Annotated in this window: 18 protein-coding genes and 2 pseudogenes; 13 read left to right on the plus strand and 7 right to left on the minus strand. The window is 60.4% G+C overall.

What is annotated here, in order from left to right:
- A pseudogene (locus P0D96_RS44660) lies at window positions 1–301 on the plus strand (transposase); the annotation flags it as partial.
- Here the strand turns inward: P0D96_RS44660 and P0D96_RS44665 are convergent.
- Both P0D96_RS44665 and P0D96_RS44670 read right to left on the minus strand, forming a co-directional pair.
- Entirely contained in the window at window positions 274–570 is a 297-nt protein-coding gene (locus P0D96_RS44665) for an anthrone oxygenase family protein (protein ID WP_408320456.1), read from the minus strand. The pseudogene P0D96_RS44660 and the gene P0D96_RS44665 overlap by 28 nt on opposite strands.
- Window positions 571–626: 56 nt before the next feature.
- Window positions 627–782, minus strand: coding sequence for a hypothetical protein (locus P0D96_RS44670; RefSeq protein ID WP_408320458.1), 156 nt, complete (start codon window positions 780–782; stop codon window positions 627–629).
- Window positions 783–825: 43 nt separating this feature from the next.
- Between P0D96_RS44670 and P0D96_RS44675 the strand changes: the two genes are divergently transcribed.
- The 3 genes and pseudogenes from P0D96_RS44675 to istA all read left to right on the plus strand — a co-directional run.
- Window positions 826–1,041 (plus strand): hypothetical protein, encoded by a 216-nt coding sequence (locus P0D96_RS44675; protein WP_408320460.1) that lies wholly within the window; start codon window positions 826–828, stop codon window positions 1,039–1,041.
- A gap of 3 nt (window positions 1,042–1,044) precedes the next feature.
- Window positions 1,045–1,194, plus strand: coding sequence for a hypothetical protein (locus P0D96_RS44680; protein WP_408320462.1), 150 nt, complete (start codon window positions 1,045–1,047; stop codon window positions 1,192–1,194).
- A gap of 60 nt (window positions 1,195–1,254) precedes the next feature.
- Window positions 1,255–2,089 (plus strand): annotated as a pseudogene (istA, locus tag P0D96_RS44685) (IS21 family transposase); the annotation flags it as partial.
- Window positions 2,090–2,603: 514 nt separating this feature from the next.
- On the opposite strand, the gene P0D96_RS44690 reads toward istA, so the two are convergent.
- From P0D96_RS44690 to P0D96_RS44705, 4 genes are read right to left on the minus strand one after another with little or no spacing between them, the layout of a single operon-like run.
- The gene (locus tag P0D96_RS44690; RefSeq protein ID WP_408320464.1) at window positions 2,604–3,683 is read right to left on the minus strand and encodes an FAD-dependent monooxygenase; all 1,080 of its coding nucleotides are present in this window, start codon (window positions 3,681–3,683) and stop codon (window positions 2,604–2,606) included.
- 7 nt (window positions 3,684–3,690) lie between these two features.
- Window positions 3,691–5,565, minus strand: coding sequence for a LodA/GoxA family CTQ-dependent oxidase (locus P0D96_RS44695; RefSeq protein ID WP_408320466.1), 1,875 nt, complete (start codon window positions 5,563–5,565; stop codon window positions 3,691–3,693).
- Between the two features lie 25 nt (window positions 5,566–5,590).
- Window positions 5,591–6,514 (minus strand): S1 family peptidase, encoded by a 924-nt coding sequence (locus P0D96_RS44700; RefSeq protein ID WP_408320468.1) that lies wholly within the window; start codon window positions 6,512–6,514, stop codon window positions 5,591–5,593.
- 20 nt (window positions 6,515–6,534) lie between these two features.
- On the minus strand, window positions 6,535–9,933 hold the full coding sequence (locus P0D96_RS44705) for a LodA/GoxA family CTQ-dependent oxidase (protein WP_408320470.1): 3,399 nt from the start codon (window positions 9,931–9,933) through the stop codon (window positions 6,535–6,537).
- A 1,034-nt stretch (window positions 9,934–10,967) separates the two neighbouring features.
- Between P0D96_RS44705 and P0D96_RS44710 the strand changes: the two genes are divergently transcribed.
- The 7 genes from P0D96_RS44710 (at window position 10,968) to P0D96_RS44740 (ending at window position 19,498) form a co-directional block, all read left to right on the plus strand.
- Window positions 10,968–11,549 (plus strand): IS30 family transposase, encoded by a 582-nt coding sequence (locus P0D96_RS44710; RefSeq protein ID WP_408320489.1) that lies wholly within the window; start codon window positions 10,968–10,970, stop codon window positions 11,547–11,549.
- Window positions 11,550–12,496: 947 nt separating this feature from the next.
- A complete protein-coding gene (locus P0D96_RS44715) occupies window positions 12,497–12,967 on the plus strand; it encodes a gamma-glutamylcyclotransferase family protein (protein ID WP_408320472.1) in 471 nt (156 codons plus the stop codon).
- Window positions 12,964–15,183 carry a class I tRNA ligase family protein gene (locus tag P0D96_RS44720; RefSeq protein ID WP_408320474.1) on the plus strand — a complete coding sequence of 740 codons (2,220 nt, stop codon included), beginning with the start codon at window positions 12,964–12,966 and terminating at the stop codon, window positions 15,181–15,183. The genes P0D96_RS44715 and P0D96_RS44720 overlap by 4 nt, the downstream gene beginning before the upstream one ends.
- Complete coding sequence (locus P0D96_RS44725; protein ID WP_408320476.1) at window positions 15,180–16,091, plus strand: O-methyltransferase; 912 nt, start codon at window positions 15,180–15,182, stop codon at window positions 16,089–16,091. Before P0D96_RS44720 ends, P0D96_RS44725 begins: the two co-directional genes overlap by 4 nt.
- Complete coding sequence (locus P0D96_RS44730; protein ID WP_408320478.1) at window positions 16,088–16,999, plus strand: diiron oxygenase; 912 nt, start codon at window positions 16,088–16,090, stop codon at window positions 16,997–16,999. Before P0D96_RS44725 ends, P0D96_RS44730 begins: the two co-directional genes overlap by 4 nt.
- Entirely contained in the window at window positions 16,996–18,609 is a 1,614-nt protein-coding gene (locus P0D96_RS44735) for a glutathione synthetase (protein WP_408320480.1), read from the plus strand. The genes P0D96_RS44730 and P0D96_RS44735 overlap by 4 nt, the downstream gene beginning before the upstream one ends.
- Entirely contained in the window at window positions 18,602–19,498 is an 897-nt protein-coding gene (locus P0D96_RS44740; protein WP_408320482.1) for a TauD/TfdA dioxygenase family protein, read from the plus strand. The genes P0D96_RS44735 and P0D96_RS44740 overlap by 8 nt, the downstream gene beginning before the upstream one ends.
- On the opposite strand, the gene P0D96_RS44745 is transcribed toward P0D96_RS44740, so the two are convergent.
- Window positions 19,459–20,145 carry a tRNA (guanine(46)-N(7))-methyltransferase TrmB gene (locus tag P0D96_RS44745; protein ID WP_408320483.1) on the minus strand — a complete coding sequence of 229 codons (687 nt, stop codon included), beginning with the start codon at window positions 20,143–20,145 and terminating at the stop codon, window positions 19,459–19,461. The two genes, P0D96_RS44740 and P0D96_RS44745, sit on opposite strands and share 40 nt — an antisense overlap.
- A gap of 35 nt (window positions 20,146–20,180) precedes the next feature.
- On the opposite strand from P0D96_RS44745, the gene P0D96_RS44750 reads away from it, so the two are divergent.
- Window positions 20,181–21,338 carry an aminotransferase class V-fold PLP-dependent enzyme gene (locus tag P0D96_RS44750; RefSeq protein WP_408320485.1) on the plus strand — a complete coding sequence of 386 codons (1,158 nt, stop codon included), beginning with the start codon at window positions 20,181–20,183 and terminating at the stop codon, window positions 21,336–21,338.
- Between the two features lie 241 nt (window positions 21,339–21,579).
- Window positions 21,580–21,825: a hypothetical protein gene (locus P0D96_RS44755; protein ID WP_408320487.1), complete on the plus strand. Its 246-nt coding sequence runs from the start codon at window positions 21,580–21,582 to the stop codon at window positions 21,823–21,825.
- The last annotated feature ends 391 nt before the right edge of the window (window positions 21,826–22,216 follow it).

Here is a 22,216-nt window from a genome sequence, read left to right on the forward strand (position 1 = left end):
GGGCAACGGTTGGCTGACGGGAGCCGTATGAGGCGAGAGTCTCACGTACGGTTCTGCGAGAGGCTTGAGGTGCAACCCCTCTGGCCTACTTACCATCCGCGGCATCCCTGGCAACGTGGCTCGAACGAAAACACAAATGGGCTTCTCAGACAGTACTTCCCTAAAGGTATCGATCTCTTTTGGTTATTCACAGGCCAGACTTAATGCTGTGGCGAGGCGACTCAACGAACGTCCGCGAAAAACACTAGACTTCGACACACCAGCTGAACGATTTCAGCAAGCCGTTGCATCGACCGGTTGAATCCGCAGCCCAAACCTGTTGCAGCGCTGCAATAGCGATTTCCCTGCAATCCAGAGTCTGGCTTGATGAACCACGCCGCGCTGGTCAATCGCCGTAATGGCGCCAGACTGCGGCCACAACGCAGCAGCCACGCCGAGAAAGGGCGTCAAGAACCATAGATTGATGACGGCGACATTGATCGATTGCATCGCGGAGATGCTGTGTGCCGGCCGAATTGCGCCGAGCGCACTCATCAGGCAGATCGAGAAGGCGAAGAAGAACCCCGCCATGAGACCGCAACCGAGCGAGCACAGGAGCACGGCAAGATCGATTAGGCTAACCGTTGTCATGATCGTGGACCGACCTTCCAGACGCCGGTCGCGGCGGTTTCTAGCACGTTATCGCTGAAATCGCGAGGAAGCCGTCCCAGTACACGGGTGACGCCGTCCTGCACGGATACATTGCGGCCGTCGAGGACTTCCGTGAACAGGTACTTGATCAAGTCGATGACCTGGGCGCCAACTGTGCTCGTTCGAGCCCCAGCGGTGTACGCTGTCATCGAAATCAGCGTGAAGCGGGTCTGCCGACCGGTCGCGCGCGATCTCCGCGACGATCAACAAACGCGGGCCGGTGAGTTCGTAGAGCTGCCCGACATGACCGTCCTCGGCGACCGCGGCATCCGCAATGTCATCGGCATCCACGAACGGCTCGCCGGTGTTTGCGACCGGCAACTCGACGTTGCCGGCGAGTATCGGATCTAGAAAATGGGCTTCGCCAAAATTCTGCGCGAACCAGCTGGCGTGCAGCAGCGTTCATTCGACGCCAGACGCGCGCACGAGGTCTTCACAGAGCTGCGCTTCGGATTCGCCCCGGCCCGAGAGCAGCACAAGGCGCTGCACGCCGTTCGAAATTGATACAGCAACGCGGTTAGGATTGGTACAACTGGTTGTAGGGTCGCTCCTTTTGGGCGGCCCATGGTCAGCTACGAGGAGTACATGGAAATCGAGATTCTGCGTCCGCTGGATAGCGTCAAGCAGGAAATCCGGACGAAATCATTTTCGCCCCCCAGTCGCTAGGGAAACAGCCTTCGGGACATTGCGGTCGAGACCGGCATGGCGGTCAACACGGTTCTGACGTATGTGGCATAGGGTCCGCCTCGACGTGGGGCGCGTGAGCCAGTCGTCGGCAAGCTTGCCCCGTTCAAGTCGTATCTGCGGGGCCGCGTCGAAGCAGCGAAGCCCGACTGGATTCCGACGACCGTGCTCAAGCGGAGATTGAAGAGCGCGGCTATAAGGGCGGATTACGTCAGGTTCAGGCCTATCTGCAGAAGCTTCGGCCTGCTGCACGCCCCGACCCGGTGGGCAGATTCGACACAGAGCCGGGACATCAGATGCAGATGTACTGGATCGAGTTTCGTAAGCCGGGGCAGAAGCTGGGTATGCTCGCGGCGTTCGTCGCAACGTTGGGTTCAAGCCGCGTAAGCTACGCGGAGTTGCCACCGATATACGTATCGAAAAGCTGCTGGCCTGCCACGTGCGGGCATTCGAGGTGTTTGGAGGTGTCACCAGAGAAATCGTGTTCGACAATATGAAGACGGTGATCCGGAAACGCGATGCGTACGGCAAGAAACACCATCGATATCATTCAGGGTTCGCTGACTTCGCCAAACACCATGGGTTCGTGCGTCACGCCTGCAAACCATACCGCGCGAAGACGAAGGGCAAGGTCGAGTGTATGAAAAGATATCTGTGTTACAGCTCGTGGGTCCCGCTGGTCTCAATGCTCAATCAAGCAGGGCTAGCAGCGGACTGCGGTCCGCTGACGTCGTCGCTTGCCCGTCCTACGCTGGAAGCGGCCGCTGTGACATTGACACCGCATGGCCCGGCCTCCTTTGCCGACCGCTCATCCAGTTGGAAAACAGCCCCTAGCAGGCCATATTGCACTTTGCCTGCGGCATCACCAATTTTCGGGCTACGAGTTTAATAGGGTAGGCTCTCAAAAACCTAACGCGGACGGCGATGGCTTGGCCGCGCAGGCTGGCAGCGAACCGACTGATCAAGCGAATCGATGGTTAGGAGAGAAGGAGCGTGGAGTGGCCTTCAATACTGAATCGATAGGCCCCGCGCAACGCTCAGCATTCCTTACATGGACCTGCTCCGTTTGCAAAAATGGCAATTCTTCCAACTGCAGTCAGGCGCCGCGTATGTCACTCGCTCTCTCACGGCTTCGTCCCGAACCTTTCTCCCGAAGGTCTCCGCAAGCCCCTCAAGCTTGCTGACCAGCGTGAGGAAATCCACGAAATCATGAGGCTCTCATACGGGAGTTAATCAATTGCTCCATGGCGTCGTGCCCAGAACGGCTGATCTGGCCATCTACTCTCCACCCTGTAATATCGATTCCATGATTTCACATAGCTCTTCCAGACTGACGCAACCCAAACAGCATAGCTCTCCAATCCACCGCTTCCCGCTGCGAGCGCGTCAGCAGCCATGACACCAGCCTCAATCGCCCTTAACATTCCCTGTCCAGACAATGGGTCAAATGAAACAGCCGCATCGCCGACGGCGACCCAGGCATCTCCGAAGAATTTATCAAGTCTCGAAGAGCGGGCGGAAATTATCGACGGAAAAGTGGCAAACGAATACTCACTAACTTTCAACAACTCGTAGAGATGCCGCGTTTCTCGAATCCGCGTTTGAAACCAAGAGCTTGAGCGCCAATTTGCTCTCTTCAATAAATCGATGTCGGTTTGAAATGAAACGGTACGCTTCCCACCGGGCGTCAGGGCCGTGTACCACCACCCATCTGGCACGGCCTCGATTAGCGTTCGTGTGTCTCGATCAGAAAGGATTGTTGCGTCTGCGCGGAGGTACACTGATACTAGACGATCAAGTGTTGTTCGCGACGCTCCCATTCGCTTTGCTATGACGGATGCGTGCCCTGTGGCATCGACTAAGTAGCACGCTCTTAGCTTTTCCGCGTTTGTCTCGACTTCCCAAATGTCGCCTTGCCTGCGAATCGCTAGAATACTTTGGCCGCGTAGGACGTTTGCCCCAGAACGTTGAGCGGCATGAACAAAAGCCGTATCGAATTCCGCACGATCCAACTGCCAGCCGCAGCCGTTGGGATTGAAGATGAAATCGGTAGTTGCCAAGGCTTCCTCACCCCAAGCAGAAGAAATGCCATGGCACGCCAAATGATGCCCATCCAAAAATGCCTCCATCAACCCGAAGGCGTCGAGTAGGTGTCTCGCCTCAGGAGCGAGAGTCTCGCCGATCCTCCATTTCGATATAAGCGATCGATCCACGAGAGTGGTAGCGATGCCCTTGCGTTGGAGAGCAAGCGTTGTTGCAGCGCCTGCGGGACCAGCACCCACAACGATGACTCGAAATTCGCGTGTCACGGTAGGCTTAATCGTGATCCAGGCTTGTCGTTCGTTTGAAGCGCCGCAAGAGGAAGCGCTTCGGCTCCACTGCCGGTGCTAATTCTGACGCGGCTGTCATTGGTGCAGGGAGCGCCGGCTTGGATTCGACCCATACCTTCCGAGGAATGACCGGCAGGTCCGTTGGGCCTAGGCGCTCTTCGATGATTCCCAGTTTGTGAAAGTTCAGGATCATCATCTCAATCTCATCGTGTCCATTAAATGAACGGAACCAATCCTTGCGCTGCAAGAACGCCATGCACCGCTCTTCGAAAGTCTTATCCGAATTCATTAGCGTCTGGAAGTCCGCTTCCGTGAGAACGTCATTTGGAACCCGAGCAGGCCAGAACGTCGGCAAACTGTCGGATGTCTTGAAGAATGCGTATCCGGACAAGCAACTCGCGGTATCGGTCTGCCAAGGAACCGCCATCCAACGAGTCAAGTCGCCTGCCGATGACATGCTGAGCGGTCCATTTGGGGACAGTGCGATGTCCGGGGAGAGAATCTCGCCGTGATCTGGCTCGGGCATCCCAACTGGTCGCCTCCTTATTCTCAATCGGCTGGAGTAGAGTGATCGTTGACGCATCACCCATGTGAGTTCACAGCCCGGATGAAAAGCGTCTGCCAGACACAAATCCAGCGCTGCCCTGTCGAGCTGTGCCGGCTGCTCATGAAGCGGAACTTTATCGATCGAAGTAGGAGGGGGCGGCATGCGTCCGAAATCGTTCTCGAAGTCGCCCACACTCCATTTCTGAAAGCGCTCATATTGGACACCGGAGAGCGTGGCCAGACTCCGGACCGAAGTTGGATCATCCAGACCGTCGCCATAGAGATACGGCCAAAGCGAGGCGTCAGCCTGGGTGCCATTCAGTGGCCGAAACCGCGAGAAGATCTGCTGCCTGAATTCGGTATTCTGCGGTGAAGCGTCTGCCAGTCTTGCCATCAGCACGGGAGCACTATACGGCGCGCCCGCACCGAAAACGGCAGCAAAACCCTGATTCACCCATTGCAACTGAGACAGTCGCTCGAACAGCGGCTGAATGTGTTCAGAAAACGATACGTGTGTCTCCCGTGGATACCATCCCCAGGATTTGCGCGATCCCACATCGTATAGCACATCATAAAGGCTACGTACGGTCCGCAATCCAGGAGCATAGTTGGGCGGCGCAACCACGGCCCAAGCACCGAGGACAGGGATTATCCTGGCATCCACGGTGACTTGTGCCTCGACTGGACCATCCGATATGTCGTCATGCCACCCATCGTTGTTGGCGAAATCCAGGGGAGGCATGCTGGCGATCGACCGTGACTGACCATATCCACCCAGCACGAGCAAGCGTCCTTGTTCATCGGTTCGAATCTCGCCGAGGTCGACCGGAAACTTCATGAAGCTGCCGCTGTTGAATCGATATCGAGCCCCCTCCGTATTCACGCCCCTAATGGATCGGGGACCTGGGTCGATCATCAGCTCAGCACGATCAGCGCCAGTGACCTGAGGATTTCGCCGTCGCGAGACCGGTGCTGCGGACGACGAGGCTTGTGGGATATCTAGGGCGATTTGAAACTGATACCAGCCAGCCTTCTTGTTGGCCAAATGAACAGTCCACTCGATCTCGGCGTTGCCAGGTGTTAGTTCTGCCACGACATTTCCGCTGGAGTCGAACCCGAAAATTCGAAACCTCGCCGCTTGTCGCTTGAGCGCGCCGTCGGCGTCCTTGTATTCACCGAGTCCGAGTGTTGCCTCTCCGGAGGCTTCCGGTCCGACGAAGTACCCCGCCTGCCCGCTTTCGCGACTGTTTCCCACCCGTGCAATGCCGATACTCGGGTAGATTTCGGCTCTGACGATCCTCGATTCGACCTTCATATGCTTTTGTCTCCAGCGCGGGCGTCTATTCGAACGTCGTGATGCCCGCATCGCGTGCCACTTGACGGATGAAGTCCAAGTGGACGTCGATGCGCGTGTAGATGCCACCGTCTCCACAGGCGTGGACAGCTGTTTCGGTAGCGCGGGAAGTGATGCCAGCTAGCTTGCGGCCCCCATCGATCACGACGTATACGGGTCCACCGCTATCACCATTGCAGGTATCGAAGCCTTTGCCGCCCGCGACAAACTCGAGATCCGATTCGTATCCTAAGAGGTGCTCGTCCGTGTCCAGGTCATCAGTGGCAGCACGACGGATGCTGCGGATGTCCACCTCGACTTCGCGCTTGACGCCGAAGCCTTTGGTGCTGTTGATGTCTTCGTTGCCGAAACCCACCAGCGTCATCTGTCTAGCGTCGCTCAATTCGGGCGTAGTGGCTATGGGAATCGGCGGGGTGACAGCCGGTGTACGCAAGATCACGACCGTCATGTCGGAAATCTGCCTTGTCTGCTGATAGCGTGGGTGCACGGCGAGCCGTCGAATATTGAGCAGTTCGGCGTGCTCAAGCTGATTCTGGTTGGACGTTGCAAGCGCCACCACGTTGGCGCGCTCGTCCGAGAGAAAACAATGGCCCGCGGTCAGCACAATTTGCGCATGAATCAGCACACCCGAGCAGAACCAACTGATTGTGCCATTGGAATTGCGATGGCCGATCAGGCAGCACTCGGGAAACGCATCGGTGGGTCGCCCCCCTAGAATGCGTTCGACTTCGCGTGTAAGCTGCTCCGCGATTGCCACGCGAGCCACGGTGTCGGGCGTCGCGGCCGTTGAGGCCATGAAGCGAGTCAGCACATCCGCGAGCTTGTCGTGCTTGCTGGAAAGGCGGGCGAAAGCGAGTTGAGGATCAAACTCACCTTTTCCACCGCAATTGGTGCATTTCGATTCCGCCATGATATTTGCCTATTAGATCACTAATGCACGACGCCCATGCCCTGCACCCGCCCACGGGGATGGCGGGCGACGGTAGACAATGGCGCTGTGAGGGCCAAGCGAACGGCAGGGGAGCCGGCAGCGAGGGGACGTAATCGCTCCGCCTCTGTCGGTCGGGGGATTGGGCAGCCACCGTCGATCCATTGCACGACGATCTGTTTCCACGTCTTGCCGCCCGTGTTCAGTGCAACGACGTCGAATGCTTGGCTCATAGAGTTCCTGCCGCCGAGGACCTTGACGATGAACGGGCTTTGCGAAGCGTTTCCTGAGACGACAAGCTGGTTTTTCGGGTCAGCGAGCGCGGCCATGAAGGTAACCGTGGGCTCTTGAAACCATGCTGCCACCGACTGAACAATCGTCTGACCAGGATGGCCGGGATCTGGGCCGATCAAGTCGGTCACCAAATGCGTGGTCGCCCCCTCCTGCTGGTTGCGAAAGTGATCGATGCAAGCCGCCATTAGTTTGGCAGGATCCATTTCCACGGGTGCCGTCTGAACCCCTGAGCCAAGCCAAACAGTCCATTCCTCCAGCACTTGTAATTCGTCGTCGGTGAACACCTTGTACATGGGACCGTCAAAGCTGGTGAGCCGGAAGAAGGAGCTTTGCTCGGGATGACCAGGAACGATGTAGCCAGCATCGACGAGCGCTGTCTGGAATGCGCCGGGATCTTCGAAGAGATTGTTGATGAATTGTGCTCCAAGCTTTTTGTCGCCGTGGTTCAAGCTGCCGTACTTCTTCTTGGATTCCATGATGGCGGCCACCTTGACTGCTGTCGAATCCGCACGATTACGACGTTGGTCAAGCAGGTCGCGCAGATCGTTGCCTAGCGTGCCGGTTGTGGCGAAAGCAACGTAGCCTGTCCAGATACGGCGCCAAAGCGATTGCACCTCAGCATCACCACCGCGGCGGCGACCTTCATCGAGGAAGCGGTCCACAGCCCGCCGCGCCTTTGCCCCATGCCCGTTGGCCGCGTTGTCGATGCCGATATGGAGTTCATAGAAGTGCGAGCTCAGCCCGAAATGCCTCAGCAGCTTGACCGTGGGCCACAGTGCTAGGACCTCCCATTCAAGTTGTAACGTCATCCCCAGAATTTCAGGATAGAAGGTCTCGGTGAATTGTGAAATCGCCAACTCGAACATGGGTACGGTATAAGCCGAATCCAGCATGTCCACGTTGAACGCGTAGTCGCGCGTGTTGATGGGCGGCAGATGAATGCCATTTTGTTCAAGCAAGTTGGTATAAACATTCGCGTGATTCTGGTCGGGATTACCGTCTCCGACTTCGTCCATCCAGACTGAAAAAAGCAGCGCTCCTACTTCGTCGATCGGACCTGCCTTTGCTATATTGCGCACCCAGGCTCCATCCAATTGATTGAGCGGCGCGAACTGTCGGATGCGCTCGACCATATCCTCCTTCGTCTGGAAGGGACTGTCTGGGTCTGGCAAGGGATCGGCTGCGGCGCCCGCCTGGTAGGTCGCATAAATCTCGTCGAGGCGCTGATCGAGCGCTCCTGTCGAATACGGAAAATAGCGGTACATGTCGTCGACCGCCCCGGGAGTGGGATCGTTCAACAGACCATCGGCGCGGGCAAGAAATGATTCAGCCAATTCACGCGCTTTGGAAACGAAGCCTGGGTACGAGTCGATGTTGAGCATGTAGAAGAAGTATTCTCGATCGCCCAACCCGTCGAAGCGGGAACGCCCTATTTCAACTTGGAGCGTTTCACCCGCGCCCGTGTGGACGGGTGTGACAAACCCGAGCGTGCGCCATTTCTCGACCATGTCGTTGTCGCCGGGACGAGGCGGGCGGGCGTCCACAGGAAGTTCGACTTCTGGATTGACCCAATGGACGCCAAGGCCGCGGTCCCATCGAATGCGCTCGGTGACGACTTGAGCCAGCTTCCCTTGCTGCATCTCGTCAGGGAAATCGTCAAGCGCTTGTTCATACGACTGCTTGCTCAATACTTCATCTGGGCGCTGCGCTGGCCACCAGTGAACCTGGCATTCGTAGAAATCGGCTTGCCACGGAACAGCCATCCTCCGGGTTATATCACCGGGCTGAAGCTTCGTTGCGTCGAAGCGGAATGGCTCCGAATAAAGATCCGGATATCTTGCGATGTAGGTGATTTCGATTCCTGGAAAAAAGGCGCCACCGACGCAAAACTCGAGAGAGGCGCGGTCGAGGGCGGCCGGCTGCGCTTCAACGGCGAGCGCTTCCAGCGCTACCGGCTGTGGCGGCACGCCAGGCCAATCACTGTCGAAGTCGCCAAGCGCCCAGCGCTGGAATATTTCATACGTGGTCTTTGTGATCGAAAGCCATGTGTCCGGCTTACCGACCTTTGCATCACCCTCGTCGCCAGAGAGCAGTGGCATGAAGTTATAATTTGCCTGTTGCTCGGACTTGGCTTCTGGTTCACGCAATCGTTGCAGGATCTTCTTGCGCAACGGGGCATTGCCCTCCGAGTTGTCATTCAACTTTTCCACGGTGTCCGGGTCCAGGAAATTGCCCGACTTTTGAGCGCCGTGACCACGCAAAGCCATGCCGTTGACCCAGTGCTGATTGGCGAAAGCCGCGAAATGTGGGTAGATATGGTCCGTGAATGAAAGCGTTCCGGGTGCGGGGATGCCTTTCGCCTCCGCCATGATGTCGTAGAGCGATACGACATTGCGCAAATAAGGGGCGAACTTGGGAGGTGCTACCATGACCCACGCAGCCCCTTCGACCGGAATGTCATTGCCGTTAATAGACACTTGGACCGTCACCGGGCCGTCCGATGTATCGTCGTGCCAGCCGTCATTGTTCGCATAGTGCGTGATCGGTCGGGAGCCCGGGATTGCCCCGGACTTCCCTCTGCCGCCAAGAACCAGCAACCGTCCAGCGGCATCGGTGCGCAGTTCACCCAAATGCACGGCAGCATCAAAGAACGCGCCGTCGACGAAAGCGAATTGCTGCCCGAACCGATTGACACCCTCAATACTGCGTGGTGTAGGCGTGATCTCGAGCTTTGTGCGATCGTTGACTGTCTTGTTGCGCAATTGCGCGGGATCGGGGCTCTGATCGAGCGCCATGCCATGGCGTACACCAGCAAAGAGAAAACCGGATGCCTTGCGGTTGGCAAGCGTCACTGACCACTGAATGCGGACGTCGGGTGTCAAAGTGTTTAACTCTTGCACAGCCTTGCCGCTTGTGTCGAAGCCATAGACCCTGAATCGGGCGGCTTGGCGCTTAACGCGCCCTTGTGCGTCCTTGAATTCGGTTCCCGGCTCGGGCCCGAGTCCCGGCGCCTCGGGCCCGACAAAAAACTCGTCAGGACTGTCGCCCACTCTGGCAACCCCGATGCCAGGATAGATCTTGCAATACTTGACGTCGCTTAGTGACACGTCTCCGCCTCCCCTTAAGGACTAACGCAACATGCTTGTTTCGCTTCAAACTGAAAACGTTGATCGCTGGAACAATTTCTGAATTGAAGGCGAACTGCAGAGAAGCTGAGTGAGAGCAATGAGCCAACACCTGCACTAATCAAGGTAGGCGAAAAGTCACGGTTTGCAAGGGAAATCCCGCGCGCGATGTTTGGACACAAGGCCAACTAGTGCGCGGATGGCAGGCACCATCAATACCAGCCTCAGAGCAAAGTTGATCCACTCTCTTTGCCTGGAATTGGCATCCTACGCAGTGCGTCGCTACCCAAACCACATTAAGAAGTTAATTCCAATAACTTGGTAATTCAGGATTTGGCTTTTGTAAGGAGCATCGTTTGTTACATCGATTTAGGCGAAGAATGATTGGACGCTCTTCTGGACATGTGTGCTAGACCGCAAAGTACGCGCGGAAAGGCCTTGCGGCATCTTCCGTCCTATGCCATGTAATCCGACATCCCCGAAGGAAACATGGCAATTTGATCGAGATCGGGCTTCCCTCGCTCGTCAAGTTGGCGCAGTCTTCTTCTGGAAGATGCAGACGAGGCCCCAATGCCTGAATGCGCAGAAAGCGTGACCGTTGTCGGGGCGCGGGCTGCAACGTAATTGACTCAGTTCGGTGACCGAATTGGCCCGAACTGTGCCCATCGTCGTGAGACAGGTTTCGGCCGATGCTGTTGAAAAAGTCGGCGACGGTCTGCATCGCAAGGGTTTCATGTGTCGCTTTACCCTTAACCTAGGCCCGCGAACGGCTTGGAGGGCGATCTGAGAGATCGGTTTTCTGGCCGGCGGCGGGCTAGCCAACTGCCGCGACTTTTTCAACAGCATCGGCTATGAAATGTCGTTCGTAGTCGTCGCGACTCGGTCGTTCAGACGACCGCTTCACATAGGCGGATTCAACGGGTGGATGCAATACATTAGAAGCTGCGTGAGCAGTGGGGGTGTTGCAAATGAAAAAGAGCCCCCTGATTTACTGCACCGAGACTCAGAACGCGGTTATGTGGGATTGCTGGCGGAAGGGTGAATCCCTCCAGCATATCGTCCAGCTTTTTGACCGGAATCACTCACCGGTACAAGGGATTCTGGCTGAGACAGGCGGGATTCGGCAACCACAGAAGCACGGGTCGAGATCACGGCAGGATTCGCGACACGGTATCGCTCAGCGAACGCCCCGCGACCGTGAAGACCGCGCGGTACCGGGCCACTCGGAAGGTGGTCTGCTATGCGGAAGCGGCAGTAGCCAGATTGCGACACTCGTCGAACGCCAGACACGTTGCATCATGCTGATTAAGATAGCCCGAAAGGATAACGAGACGGCCATCAATGCGTTCATCAGACATGCCTCGAAGCTGCCGCGGCAACTCTATAAATTTCTGACATGGGATCGGGGAACGGAGATGGCCGGGCACAGACGCTTCACCGTGGCCACTGATATCCAGGTCTACTTCTGCGATCCTCAGCATCCATGGCAGCACGGCTCGAACGAAAGTACGAATGGGCTGTTAAGGCAGTACTTTCCCAAAGGCACCGACCTGTCAGTGTATTCGAGGCCAAACTCAACGCTGTGGCAAGACGACTGAACGAGCGTCGTCCGCGAAAGACGCGGGCCTACGAAACGCCCGCCGAACGATTCCAGCAAGTCATTACATCGACCGGTTGAATCCGCCATAGTCAAGCGTCCGTTCGAAGCGACAACGAGTTTGTACGTAGGCAGGACGCCGGCGAACGTTCGGTGAGGGTTCCTCAGCTGAGTTAGTGCCCGAGCCCGACCCAAGAGGCGCGCTATGCGCCCGCCGAAGCCTGCAGACAGGTCACCATTGAACTCACGAACCAGCAGCTCGACTCACTGACCGCACCGATCGCACTTTACGCGGAGCGCTACTCGCTCACGTACTGATGGCCTCGACGCTCCCCTAGGAAGTGCGGGAAACAACCGATTGGTCCAAGGTGCACTCGCCGAAGAACGGCGACCATGCAGTGACGGCGGTTGCGTCGGAACCGTGGGATCCGAGCGCGCAGTCGCCATTCCCTAGGTGCTCGCGACAGTGGCGTCCAGACGCGAATGGGTCACACGAGTCGGCAATGCCGTTTTCGCGCAGCTAAACGACGAGAGGGACTCCGTGCATCGATCGCATAAGCAGACGCAGCAAGCAGGGGAATCTAAAGCCAAACTTTATAGATATTCAGCCAATTATGCGACGCGTTGGTACGCGAGAAGTTACCCTACTCCTCACACCCAAACGCGATGACGGTCGCTCTATAAATTGGATTGACACGCACAAATTGTGACCTAAAGTTGTTTGAAACGTCTCTACAGGCATTCGTCGGTTCTCTCTGGCTTGCCGGTGTGGAGGCGTCTTCAAGCATCTGTCAGGTCGAGTTAGTAAAACGATTCGAAGTCGCTCGTCGCCAAACTTTGTCGCATTGAACGAATAGCCGTTGTCAGTCGGCCCACGTGGCTGTCTGCGGCGACGACGGTCGTGCATTGTTCGACGGGGAGCGGGCTTGGGTCAGTGTTGGAGACGCGATGAGCCAGGTCTACTATTTCGCCTATGGATCGAACATGAGCCGCTCCCGGCTCACTGAGCGATTGTCCCGTTACAGCGAGATGCTGCTCGAGCGGCGGCCAGGGGTGCTAGACGGTTACCGACTGGCGTTCAACAAAGTCTCTTCGCAGCACGACTGGGTCGGCTTTGCGAACATCGTGCCGGCGGCCGGCGCACGCGTCGAGGGTACGCTAAATGCGATGCGCCCGCGTGCGCTCGACTCGCTCGATGCGATCGAACTCGTGCCGCATCACTATCGGCGCGCGAGTGTGCTGGTGATCGATGTGGCCACGGGCGCGCTGATACCCGCGTTCACCTATGTGGCGAACCCCGACATGGTTCGCCCGAACCTGAAGCCAACACGCGACTACCTTGCACACCTTCTTGCAGCGGACGACATACTCCCGGTGACTTACCTCGAAGGCGTGCGTGCAGTGGAGTGCTGGGCATGATCGCTGCGGACACACCGTCGGCGGCTGCGAGGCCCGCACCGTATCAGCCGGCGTCGCTGGAGCCTCATTGGCAGCGGACATGGCAGGACGCGCGGGTCTTCGAGGCGGACCGGCATCGCGGGCGGCCGAAATGGTTCGTCATCGAGTTGCCGCCGTTCGCGACGGGGCGTCTGCACCTCGGCCACGCAAGGAACTACGTGCTCGCCGATGCGGGCGCGCGGTTCAGGCGCATGCAGGGCTACGACGTGCTGTACACGAGCGGGTTCGACACCTTTGGGCTGCCGATCGAACTGGCCGCCAGTGCCGAGGGTTGCATGCCGGGCGACCTCGCAAGCCGCTGCAGCGACGCGATGGGCGAGCAATTCGTCCGTCTCGGGCTGGGCCACGACCGCCGCCGCATCGACCAATACCATGTGCCGGAGTTTTACCGCTGGGTGCAGTGGGTGTTCGTGAGGCTCTTCGAGGCAGGCTACTGCTTTCGGCGCGACGCAGCCGCCGCGTGGTGCGCGCAATGCGAAGTGACGCTCGCAGCGAGCCTCGTCGAAGACGGTCGCTGCTGGCGCTGCAAGGGCGAAGTGCAGACCCAGGTGCGACCTCAGTGGTTCGTGCGCGAGTCGGCGTTCGCCGATGAGATGCTGGACGGCCTCGACCGGCTCGACGGGTGGCCCCATGACGTGAAGATGATTCATCGTGATTGGATCGGTCGTCGCGACGGCGTTCAACTAAGCCTGCCGTTGCGCGGCCGTACCGATCGACTGTCGCTGCTGCTCGAGGACCCCGCGTGGGTGTCCGATCTGCGCTTCATTGCAGTGGGCCGACAGCACCCGCTTGCGGCGGCCTCGGCGATGAGGCTCACGCCCGGGGAGACGCTTGTACTTCCTGATGTCGCGCAGGCGGCCGGCGAAGCCGGCATCTTCGATCTTCCTATCGTCGTCGAAGATGCAGCGCACGACGGCGCGCGTCCCGGCCGGCCGGGACCGGTCCCAGAGGACCGCGCGCTGGCAGAGTTGAATGGGATTGCGTGGTCGTCGCACGACGCAAGCGGTCCCATCGACCGGTGCGATGCGCAAGCGATGCTGGCCGCCGGGCAGGCGAGCCGTGTGGTCCGCTACCGACTCCAGGACTGGAACATCGCGCGCAACCGTTATTGGGGGCCGCCGGTTCCGGTCGTCCACTGCGCGGATTGCGGGCTCGTCGCCGTACCCGAGCACGAACTGCCCGTTCTGTTGCCCGACGACGTGGATCTGCAGCAGTCGGGAAATCCGCTGGAGCGTCACTGCGAGTTTCGGCATGTCGCGTGTCCACGCTGCAACCGGCCCGCGATGCGGGACCCCGAGACGCTGGAAGCCTATTCGAGCCCGTGGTGGTACCACTGGTTGTGCAGGAGTCTCGATGCCGAATATCCGTTCAGTCGCGAAGACGCACAGGCGTGGTTGCCGGTCGATTTGATGATCGGGGGAGCGGACCAGGTGCGAAGCTGCTTCTTCCACGTGCGGATGATCGCCCGCGCCTTGCGCCGGCTGGGGATCGCTGACATCGAAGAGCCCGTGACCACGCTGCTGGCGCTCGGCATGGTCAAGCAAAACAACCGCAAGATGAGCAAGAGCGCCGGCAACGCGGTGGACATGGAATCGATCATTGCGCGCTACGGCACCGACACGCTGCGGCTCGCGATCATCGGCGCCGCCGCACCGGAGCGGGATTTCAACTGGTCGGAGGAGCTCGCGCGTCGCGAGCATGCGTTCCTCGCGCGGGCGTGGCACTTCGTCCACGGGGTCTGCGCGTTGATTGGCGACCGCCGTCATGTGTCCGATGACGCTGTTCCCACCGAAGCCGGCAGCGCCGTCGCCGACGGCGCGCTCGACAGACTCGGCAAGCGCATGGAAGGCTGGCTCGCGACGGGGGGATACCGGATGACCGCGGACTTGCGGCGGCACGACTATCACCTCGCGCTGAGGAATCTGAAGCTTCTGTTTGACCGCCTGCAAACGTTCGACGTAGCGCTGCGCAAGCATCAGCCGCCGCGCGCGCAGGACGTCGCGATATTAGCTGACGCGACCCGCGCGATGGTGTTGTACCTGGGCCCGCTCGCGCCGCACATCGCCGAAGCCCTGTGGCAAACGCTGGACGGCGAGGGCATGGTCGCCTGTGCCGCTTGGCCGGCGGAGTCGGACAGTGAACTGGAGCCCAGCGGGGAACTGGAGGGCATGACATGAACTTCACTGGTCCCATCTTCGATCTTGTGGATGGCGTGCTGCAAGATGAGCCCGACTATCGCAGCTTTCGTGCTGGCACGCGCACGCGCGCGGAGTTCTCCGACTTTCTCGAACGCTCGCGCCGCAAGCTGGTGAGCCACGGGGTGCCGGCAAACGATGTGCATTTCGCGAAGCGCTACCCTGTCTCGTTCGATGCGGTGATCGGACACGCGTTCGAGGCTATCGCGTCAACCGGCCTTGCAGCGCCGCGCGACTTTTCGCACATAAGCGCGCAAGTCGCGGCGACCATCAACAGCAACTTCGATCACGGAGGATTCGGGACTTACATCTATCCGGAGGAGGGGCGCCTGCTGCTCGCGATTGCGCTGGCCGCGCGACCGACGAGGACCGTATTTCTAGGCAGCTACTACGGGTATTGGGCGGCGTGGGCGTTGCCCGCACTCGTCGCATGCGGCGGCAGCGCTGTACTCGTGGACCCGGATCCCGTTGCGGCCGTTGTCGCGCGCCGCAGTCTCGCGCGGCTCTATCCTGGCGCCCCTATTGAAGTGGTCTGCGCGACCGGTGAGCAGTACCTGTCGGACGGCGGCGGGCCGTTCGACCTCGTCGTGCTAGACGCAGAGCTGCCGCGCGATCATGCGGACCCAACGCGACGCGGCAAGGGCATCTACGCGCATTTGCTGCGCGCGGTACTGCCACATCTCGCCGAGCGTTCGCTGCTGGTCTGCCACAACATCCTTTTTCGCGACCATTCGGACTGTGAGTTCTTCGACGACGTGATCTCCCGCAATCACGAGGAGCTGGGCGCATTCCGCACACTGCTGTCCGGCGAGTACGACTTCTTCGTCGAGCTGCCGACCACTGAAGGGATCGGTATAGGTTTGCGATCGTCGTCGCGGAGGGCAGCGTGATCGCCGACGACTACAGCTCCCCGTTTCACGACTGGCACGAGGCGGCCGCGGTGCGCTCGATGGCGCCCGGCGCTTGGCTCGTCGGTCCGGCCGGTACCTGGATGGCCGACGACGAGGGTGGCGTGCTCTCCCATCCCGCGCTTGACGGACCGCGCCGCAACCAGGTGGCGGCGGGCCTGCTCGTCGCGCACCTCAGTTTTACCATCGCGCTCGAAAACGGACTGATTTCACCGGTTGCCCGCGATATCGCGGCGCGCAACCTCGGCGCGACCTATGACGACAGGGTGGTGGCCGACGCGCTACGCGTGCAATGCGACGAGGCCTACCATGCGGTCCTCGCGCAGGAATTGATGGCACAGGTCATTGCGATGACGGGCGCGGGCCGCCCGCTGCGTGCACACGGTTTCCTGGTACACGTCGACCGGCTCGTGTCGACCGTTTCCTGTGTCAACGCGGCGCTGCTGCGTTTCAGCGCCGCCGTGGTCGCCGAAACGCTGATCACGAAGGCGCTGCGTGAGCATTGGCTTGACGGCGGCCTGCAACACGATGTGCGTGTTTTTCTTCACCACCATTACCGCGACGAAGCCCGCCACAGCGCGTACTTCTCAAGGCTGTTGAGACTGTTTTGGCCGCAATTGCCCACAGGCGTTCGCGAAGCCATCGAGCCGCTATGGTCAGGCCTGATTGACGCGTTTCTGGCGACGGACGAGAACGTCGTGCACGACGTGCTGAAACACGCCGGACTGCCTGTCGACGAGATCGAACTCGTGATGTCGGAGGGCGCGCACCGGGAGGACATCGTACGACATCGTCACCTGTCCGCGCGGCACACGCTGTACGCGTTGCGCAGCGCCGGCGCGCTGGAAGAACACGAATCGACCCGTTCGGTCATGCCGGGGGACGCATGAGCGCCGTCGGCATGCACGCGCCCCCTTGCTTCGCATTCGGTCGCGGCGATGTGCCCATCGCGTTGATCGGCGGCGGCCTCATCCTCGACAGCGGCGAAGCGGAGAATACGTTCCTGTTTCGCTGCCAGGATCGCTTTCTCGTCTATACCAGCCTGCTCGGGTGGACCAGTGTCGTGTTGGTGCTCGACGAACACCAGCGTCGTCAATACGAACGCCTGCTTGCGACGCTTGATGAGTGCGTGCAGCGCCTCGCCGAAGTGCACGGCATCTCCGCGCCGCGGCTGCCGAGGCCGCTTTACGTCCGATGCGATCTGCAAACGCTGTCGCTCTCGGCGACGGAAGCGTTCGCGAATGTCGCCGATGTGCTGGCAAAGCGACGCGAGCGCGTGTTCTTCGTCACGAACCAGGTGTCGCCGACTACGTCGCGTATGCTGCGCGAGCTAACCGGAATATTGCGCGCCCGCGACGTTCGCGTCGAATTCGACTTCGCAGCGTGCGAACAGGTCGCCACGCTCGCGCTCGACTGGCACAACAAGGCGCGCTTCATGACCTTTCAACGCGACGCGGCGATGAGCGGCGGGCCGCCGCAACCGCTGGGCATGGTCCTCGCTCCGGACGCGTTCGTCGGCATGCAAAGCTGGCGTGAACTGGCGCACAGTTTTGCGCGATACGGAGATCTGGCCGCGGCGCCCGCCGAGCTGTTCCTGAAATCGTCGCAGGACTCGAGTGGCAACGTGTCGGCCATCCTGTCGGAAGCCGCGTTTCCGGAACACGCGGCAATCTTTGCCGCCGAGGTCAGGCGGTGGCTGCTCGCAGATGGCTTCGACGATGAGCTGTTCTTGCAGGAGCTGCGTGACGAGTGCGCATTGCCGCCGTCGTGGGAGCACGTCCGGCTCGACGACGACATGCTCGCAGCGCTCCGGCAGGAACAGGCTCGGCGGCGCACCCGCCTGCCGCTGATCGTGCAGCCGGTCTTGCATCCGCCGGCCGGGCGCTCGGGCTGTCCGGCGAGCCTCGGCGTCAGTCTCTTTATCGATGACGACGGCAACCCACATGTCGTCGCCGTCGCCGCACAACTGTACCGCGATGCGCAACGGCGCCGGTTCCTCGGGCTGTGCGTTGACGATCGCTTGGCGCACGCCCCCCGAGCTCGGGCGCTTACCGCGCAATGCGAGGCGATGGCGCAGTCGCTGTCCTCGCACGGCTACCGCGGGCCGGTGAACTTCGACGCGTGCCACGGTCCGGACGACCGGTACTGGTTCGTTGGCGACTGCAATCCCCGGTTAACGGCGCTGTACGTGCCGCTTGCCGTCCGCACGTGGTTGTGCGCGGATGGCGTCGAGGTTGATTCGGTCATCAGCTTTGGCTACCGTGGCGAACTCGCGATGCGGGACGCTTCCAGCTGTATCGACAAGTGGTCCCGCGCAGGGCTGCTCTTCAGCCGGCGACAACGTCGCGGCATGATGATTCTGCCCAACCTCGCCCGGCGCGGTGGCCATGACGTACTTGCAGTCAATCTCGACGTCGCACAGGCAGCGGCGGTATTCGAGCGCATGCGGCAACTAGCGCCGCAGGTTGTCCCGGCGCATTTGCAATCTATCCATGGCTGACGCATTCAACCTCCGCATCCGCCCGTTGACGGCCGCGTTCGGTGCCGAGATCGAAGGCATCGACACTGGCTCCGACCTGGCGCTTGAGACCGTGCAGGCCATTCGGGCCGCATGGTTGCGGTTCGGCGTGCTGGTCTTCGGTGGCCAGACGCTCGACCCGGCTGGCCATGTTGCGTTCACGCGGCGCTTCGGCGAGCCGGCAGTCTATACGCGCACCGAGAACGCGTGCACAGGTCAACCGGACGTCCTCGTGCTGTCGAACGTGGTAATCGACGGCAAGCCGATCGGCGCGGCCACCAGCGGCCCCTACTGGCATACCGACGGGCATTTCTTGCAATGTCCGCCGGCCGGCACGCTGCTGTACGGAAAGGAAGTCCCTCCCGAGGGCGGCGACACGTGCTTCGTCGACATGAGGGCCGCGTATCGCGCGTTGCCCGTGCAACTCCGCACTGAGATAAACGGCAGCACGTTTCTGATGGACCGGGTGCAGACGCTGCCGTTCCACTATCCCGAGCGGCCCGTACCGCCGCCCGCCCAGAAGCACAGATGGCCCGCCATGCCGCAGCCCGTCGTGAGAACGCATCCGGAAACATGGGCCAACGCGCTATACATCGGAGGGATCGTGCCGTGGCGAATCGCCGGGTTGGAGCCTCATCGTAGCGACGCGTTGATGGCGCAACTGCACGCGATCGCGTTCGACGAACAGCGGTTCGGCTACCGCCACCGCTGGCGCGCTGATGATCTACTAATGTGGGACAACCGGAGCGTTGTGCACCGCGCGACCGCGTACGACATGGCGCGCTACCGCCGCTTGATGTGTCGGACCACGATCGCCGGGGATCTGCCGTCCTACGCGCTCGGGAAGATCGACGCGGCGATCGATTCGTAGACGACGATCGGATACTCAAAACGGTACTCCCTCGCTCTTCGCAGCCAGCTGTAATCGCGCTCGATGAGCCGGAAGTGCGAAGGGTTGTTGAACACGATTCTGAGCCGTCGCGGGCGCAGTCGCAGCGACTCTTCGATGTCTGCAAATACCGTCCGGAGGATGTCGCCGTGAAACGGGTTGTAGAAGTACAGCACCGACGCCGTGTCGGGCAACCGGAAGACTCGCGCATCACAGTGGACGAGGCGCACGCGTGCTCGCTCGACAGCGGACACTGCCCGGCCGACGTTCGCATGCGCCGTTCCATGCAGACCAGCGGACGCCTCGACGCCAATCAACTCGCGAAACGGAAAGTGCGATGCGAGTACGATCGCTCGTCCCATCCCGGACCCATAGTCGACGAACACGTCGTTGTCCGTTATGTCGAGATCGCGCAGCACGCGATTGAACGCGCGGATCGAGCTCGGGTAATAGTCGTGGCACTCGTCCCAGTGCGCGAGCAGCGACTCAATCGGCACGAGGCCGCCGCTGCGGATACGCAGGCGCCGTTCGTGCGCCGCATCGATGAACCGGTCCAGCGCGACGCAGAGCGCGAGGACGGGACCACCGCGGCGCCACGCGTTCACAAGCCGACGGGTGGGTGCAGCCATGTTGTCGACACCTTTCGCACGTTGAGGACAAGACAATGATAGAGCCACTGAAGGCATTGTTTCTGCTCGACCCGAACGTGACGTATCTCAATCACGGCGCGTACGGTGCAACGCCGCGCCCGGTGTTCGAGCGCCACATACAGTGGCAATACGAGCTCGAACGCGAACCGGTGGACTTTCTGTCGCGCCGGTCCGCCGAGCGGCTAGCGCAGTCCCGGACAGTGCTCGCAGAGTACGTCGACACCGAACGCGACAACCTTGTGTACGTGAGCAATGGTACGACCGGCGTCAACATCATTGCACGCAGCCTGCCGTTCGCGCCGGGCGACGAGCTACTCACCACTGATCACGAACACGGCGGCATCGACCGGCTGTGGCGTTACACCGCGCAGAAGCGAGGCTTCGAGATCGTCCGGCACAAGGTCGCTCTGCCGGTGACGACACACACGCAATTCGTCGAAGATTTCTGGGCCAATGTGACCCCGCGCACGCGCGCGATCCTGATCAGTCAGCTGACTTCACCGACCGCGCTTGTGTTTCCGGTCGCCGAGATCTGCGCGCGCGCGCGCGTGCGCGGCATTCTGACGGTCGTCGACGGCTCGCACGTGCCGGGGCAACTGCCGCTATCCCTGCGTCAAATGGACCCGGATTTCTACGTCGGCATCCTGCACAAATGGGTGTGCGCGCCCAAAGGGTGCGCGTTCCTGTACGCGCGACCAGATGTGCAGCTGCTGATCGAGCCGCTCGTCGTGAGCTGGGGCTGGGAGCCGAAGAACCCGGGACCGTCGAAGTTCGTCGAGTACCACGAGTGGCAGGGTAGCCGCGACATTTCGGCGTTCCTGAGCGTACCGAGCGCGCTCGATTTCCAGCGCGAGCACAACTGGGACGGTGTGCGCAGGCAGTGCATCGCACTAGCCGACGACGCACAGAAGGAAATCGCCGCGCTGACGCGTCAGCCGCTCTACCATCCGCCTGGTGCACAGGAGTGGCACGGACAGATGGTCTGCGTGCCGCTGCCGCCCGAAACCGACGATGTGTGGCTGCTGAACCAGTTACGCCATGAACACCAGATCGACATTTCGGTCGACCGCTTCGACGGCCGGCCTCGGATACGGATTTCCATCCAGGGCTACAACGGCCCGGACGACATCGACCGGTTGATCAGCAGCTTGAAGCAGCTGCTACGGCTTTGAAGCTTTTCGCGAATTGCACCTGTAGCTTAATCGGACAATGGAATCGGACGTGGAGCGGAGGTAGGCCCGGCAATACCCGCTGCAGCTTTCCAGGGCGTCAATGCAGGGGGAGGAGATGGGCTGATGGCCACAAAGCCAGGGTTTCAAAAGTACCAGTTTTGGGGGCTGGGGAATGCGGGTTCGAGTCCCGTCAGGTGCGCCAGTCTTTGTCAGGCCGACAAAGGAAGGAGGTGATGAAGCAATGGACGAGCTCAGCGTAGAGAAGTTGTCGGAAGTTCACGCGTCGCTGGCATCAGTGGTCGAGCGCCTCGCCGAGGCCTCCGCCACGCTGGCGAGCCGTACGGTCCCACTGCTGGGGATTCCACCCTCAACAGCCCCACCCGCGGCGGTGCCACTCGCGAAGCAGTTGAGTGCGCACGCGGCGCCAGTCGCGCTATCGGCGCCACTGGTCTCGCAGTCGATTCTAGCCCTTGCAGAGCCAATCTAGTCCTTACAGGACTGGACAGCGCAAGCGGCTGTGTGTCGAAGCGAAGCCCGATGCCCTGGATGTGATGCCTTGGAACCTGACACCCTGGATCTGATGCCCTGGCGCTACGGCGGCTGTCTTTGGCGGTCGCCGTAGCGGGTTGTTCCGGATGGCCGGTCGTCGCTGTCGAACCGAACTGCGGATCGGCGGGCGCGGCGGCCTCGTCCCCGCCCGTCTACGCCAGAAGATCGCGACGGCGATTCCCGTGAACAGACATCGCTTGATTGCGTAATTGACCGGACGGTCCCGCGCCTTGATCCCTGCGTCGCAAACCGCAGGCATTCGCAGACTATCAGTTTCGGGATGCGCCGTGCTGTAGACCGGTGACTCCTTGTCCGTATAGCGCTTCATG

Source organism: Paraburkholderia sp. RL17-347-BIC-D, assembly GCF_046027915.1.
Classification (GTDB): Bacteria; Pseudomonadota; Gammaproteobacteria; order Burkholderiales; family Burkholderiaceae; genus Paraburkholderia.

Bases quoted from the DNA above. Each gene is read 5' to 3' on its own strand.
- P0D96_RS44665 (WP_408320456.1), bottom strand. From the start codon at position 570: ATGGCGGGGTTCTTCTTCGCCTTCTCGATCTGCCTGATGAGTGCGCTC.
- P0D96_RS44680 (WP_408320462.1), top strand. From the start codon at position 1,045: ATGGGCTTCGCCAAAATTCTGCGCGAACCAGCTGGCGTGCAGCAGCGT.
- P0D96_RS44695 (WP_408320466.1), bottom strand. From the start codon at position 5,565: ATGAAGGTCGAATCGAGGATCGTCAGAGCCGAAATCTACCCGAGTATC.
- P0D96_RS44700 (WP_408320468.1), bottom strand. From the start codon at position 6,514: ATGGCGGAATCGAAATGCACCAATTGCGGTGGAAAAGGTGAGTTTGAT.
- P0D96_RS44710 (WP_408320489.1), top strand. From the start codon at position 10,968: ATGTGGGATTGCTGGCGGAAGGGTGAATCCCTCCAGCATATCGTCCAG.
- P0D96_RS44715 (WP_408320472.1), top strand. From the start codon at position 12,497: ATGAGCCAGGTCTACTATTTCGCCTATGGATCGAACATGAGCCGCTCC.
- P0D96_RS44720 (WP_408320474.1), top strand. From the start codon at position 12,964: ATGATCGCTGCGGACACACCGTCGGCGGCTGCGAGGCCCGCACCGTAT.
- P0D96_RS44725 (WP_408320476.1), top strand. From the start codon at position 15,180: ATGAACTTCACTGGTCCCATCTTCGATCTTGTGGATGGCGTGCTGCAA.
- P0D96_RS44735 (WP_408320480.1), top strand. From the start codon at position 16,996: ATGAGCGCCGTCGGCATGCACGCGCCCCCTTGCTTCGCATTCGGTCGC.
- P0D96_RS44740 (WP_408320482.1), top strand. From the start codon at position 18,602: ATGGCTGACGCATTCAACCTCCGCATCCGCCCGTTGACGGCCGCGTTC.
- P0D96_RS44745 (WP_408320483.1), bottom strand. From the start codon at position 20,145: ATGGCTGCACCCACCCGTCGGCTTGTGAACGCGTGGCGCCGCGGTGGT.
- P0D96_RS44750 (WP_408320485.1), top strand. From the start codon at position 20,181: ATGATAGAGCCACTGAAGGCATTGTTTCTGCTCGACCCGAACGTGACG.
- P0D96_RS44755 (WP_408320487.1), top strand. From the start codon at position 21,580: ATGGACGAGCTCAGCGTAGAGAAGTTGTCGGAAGTTCACGCGTCGCTG.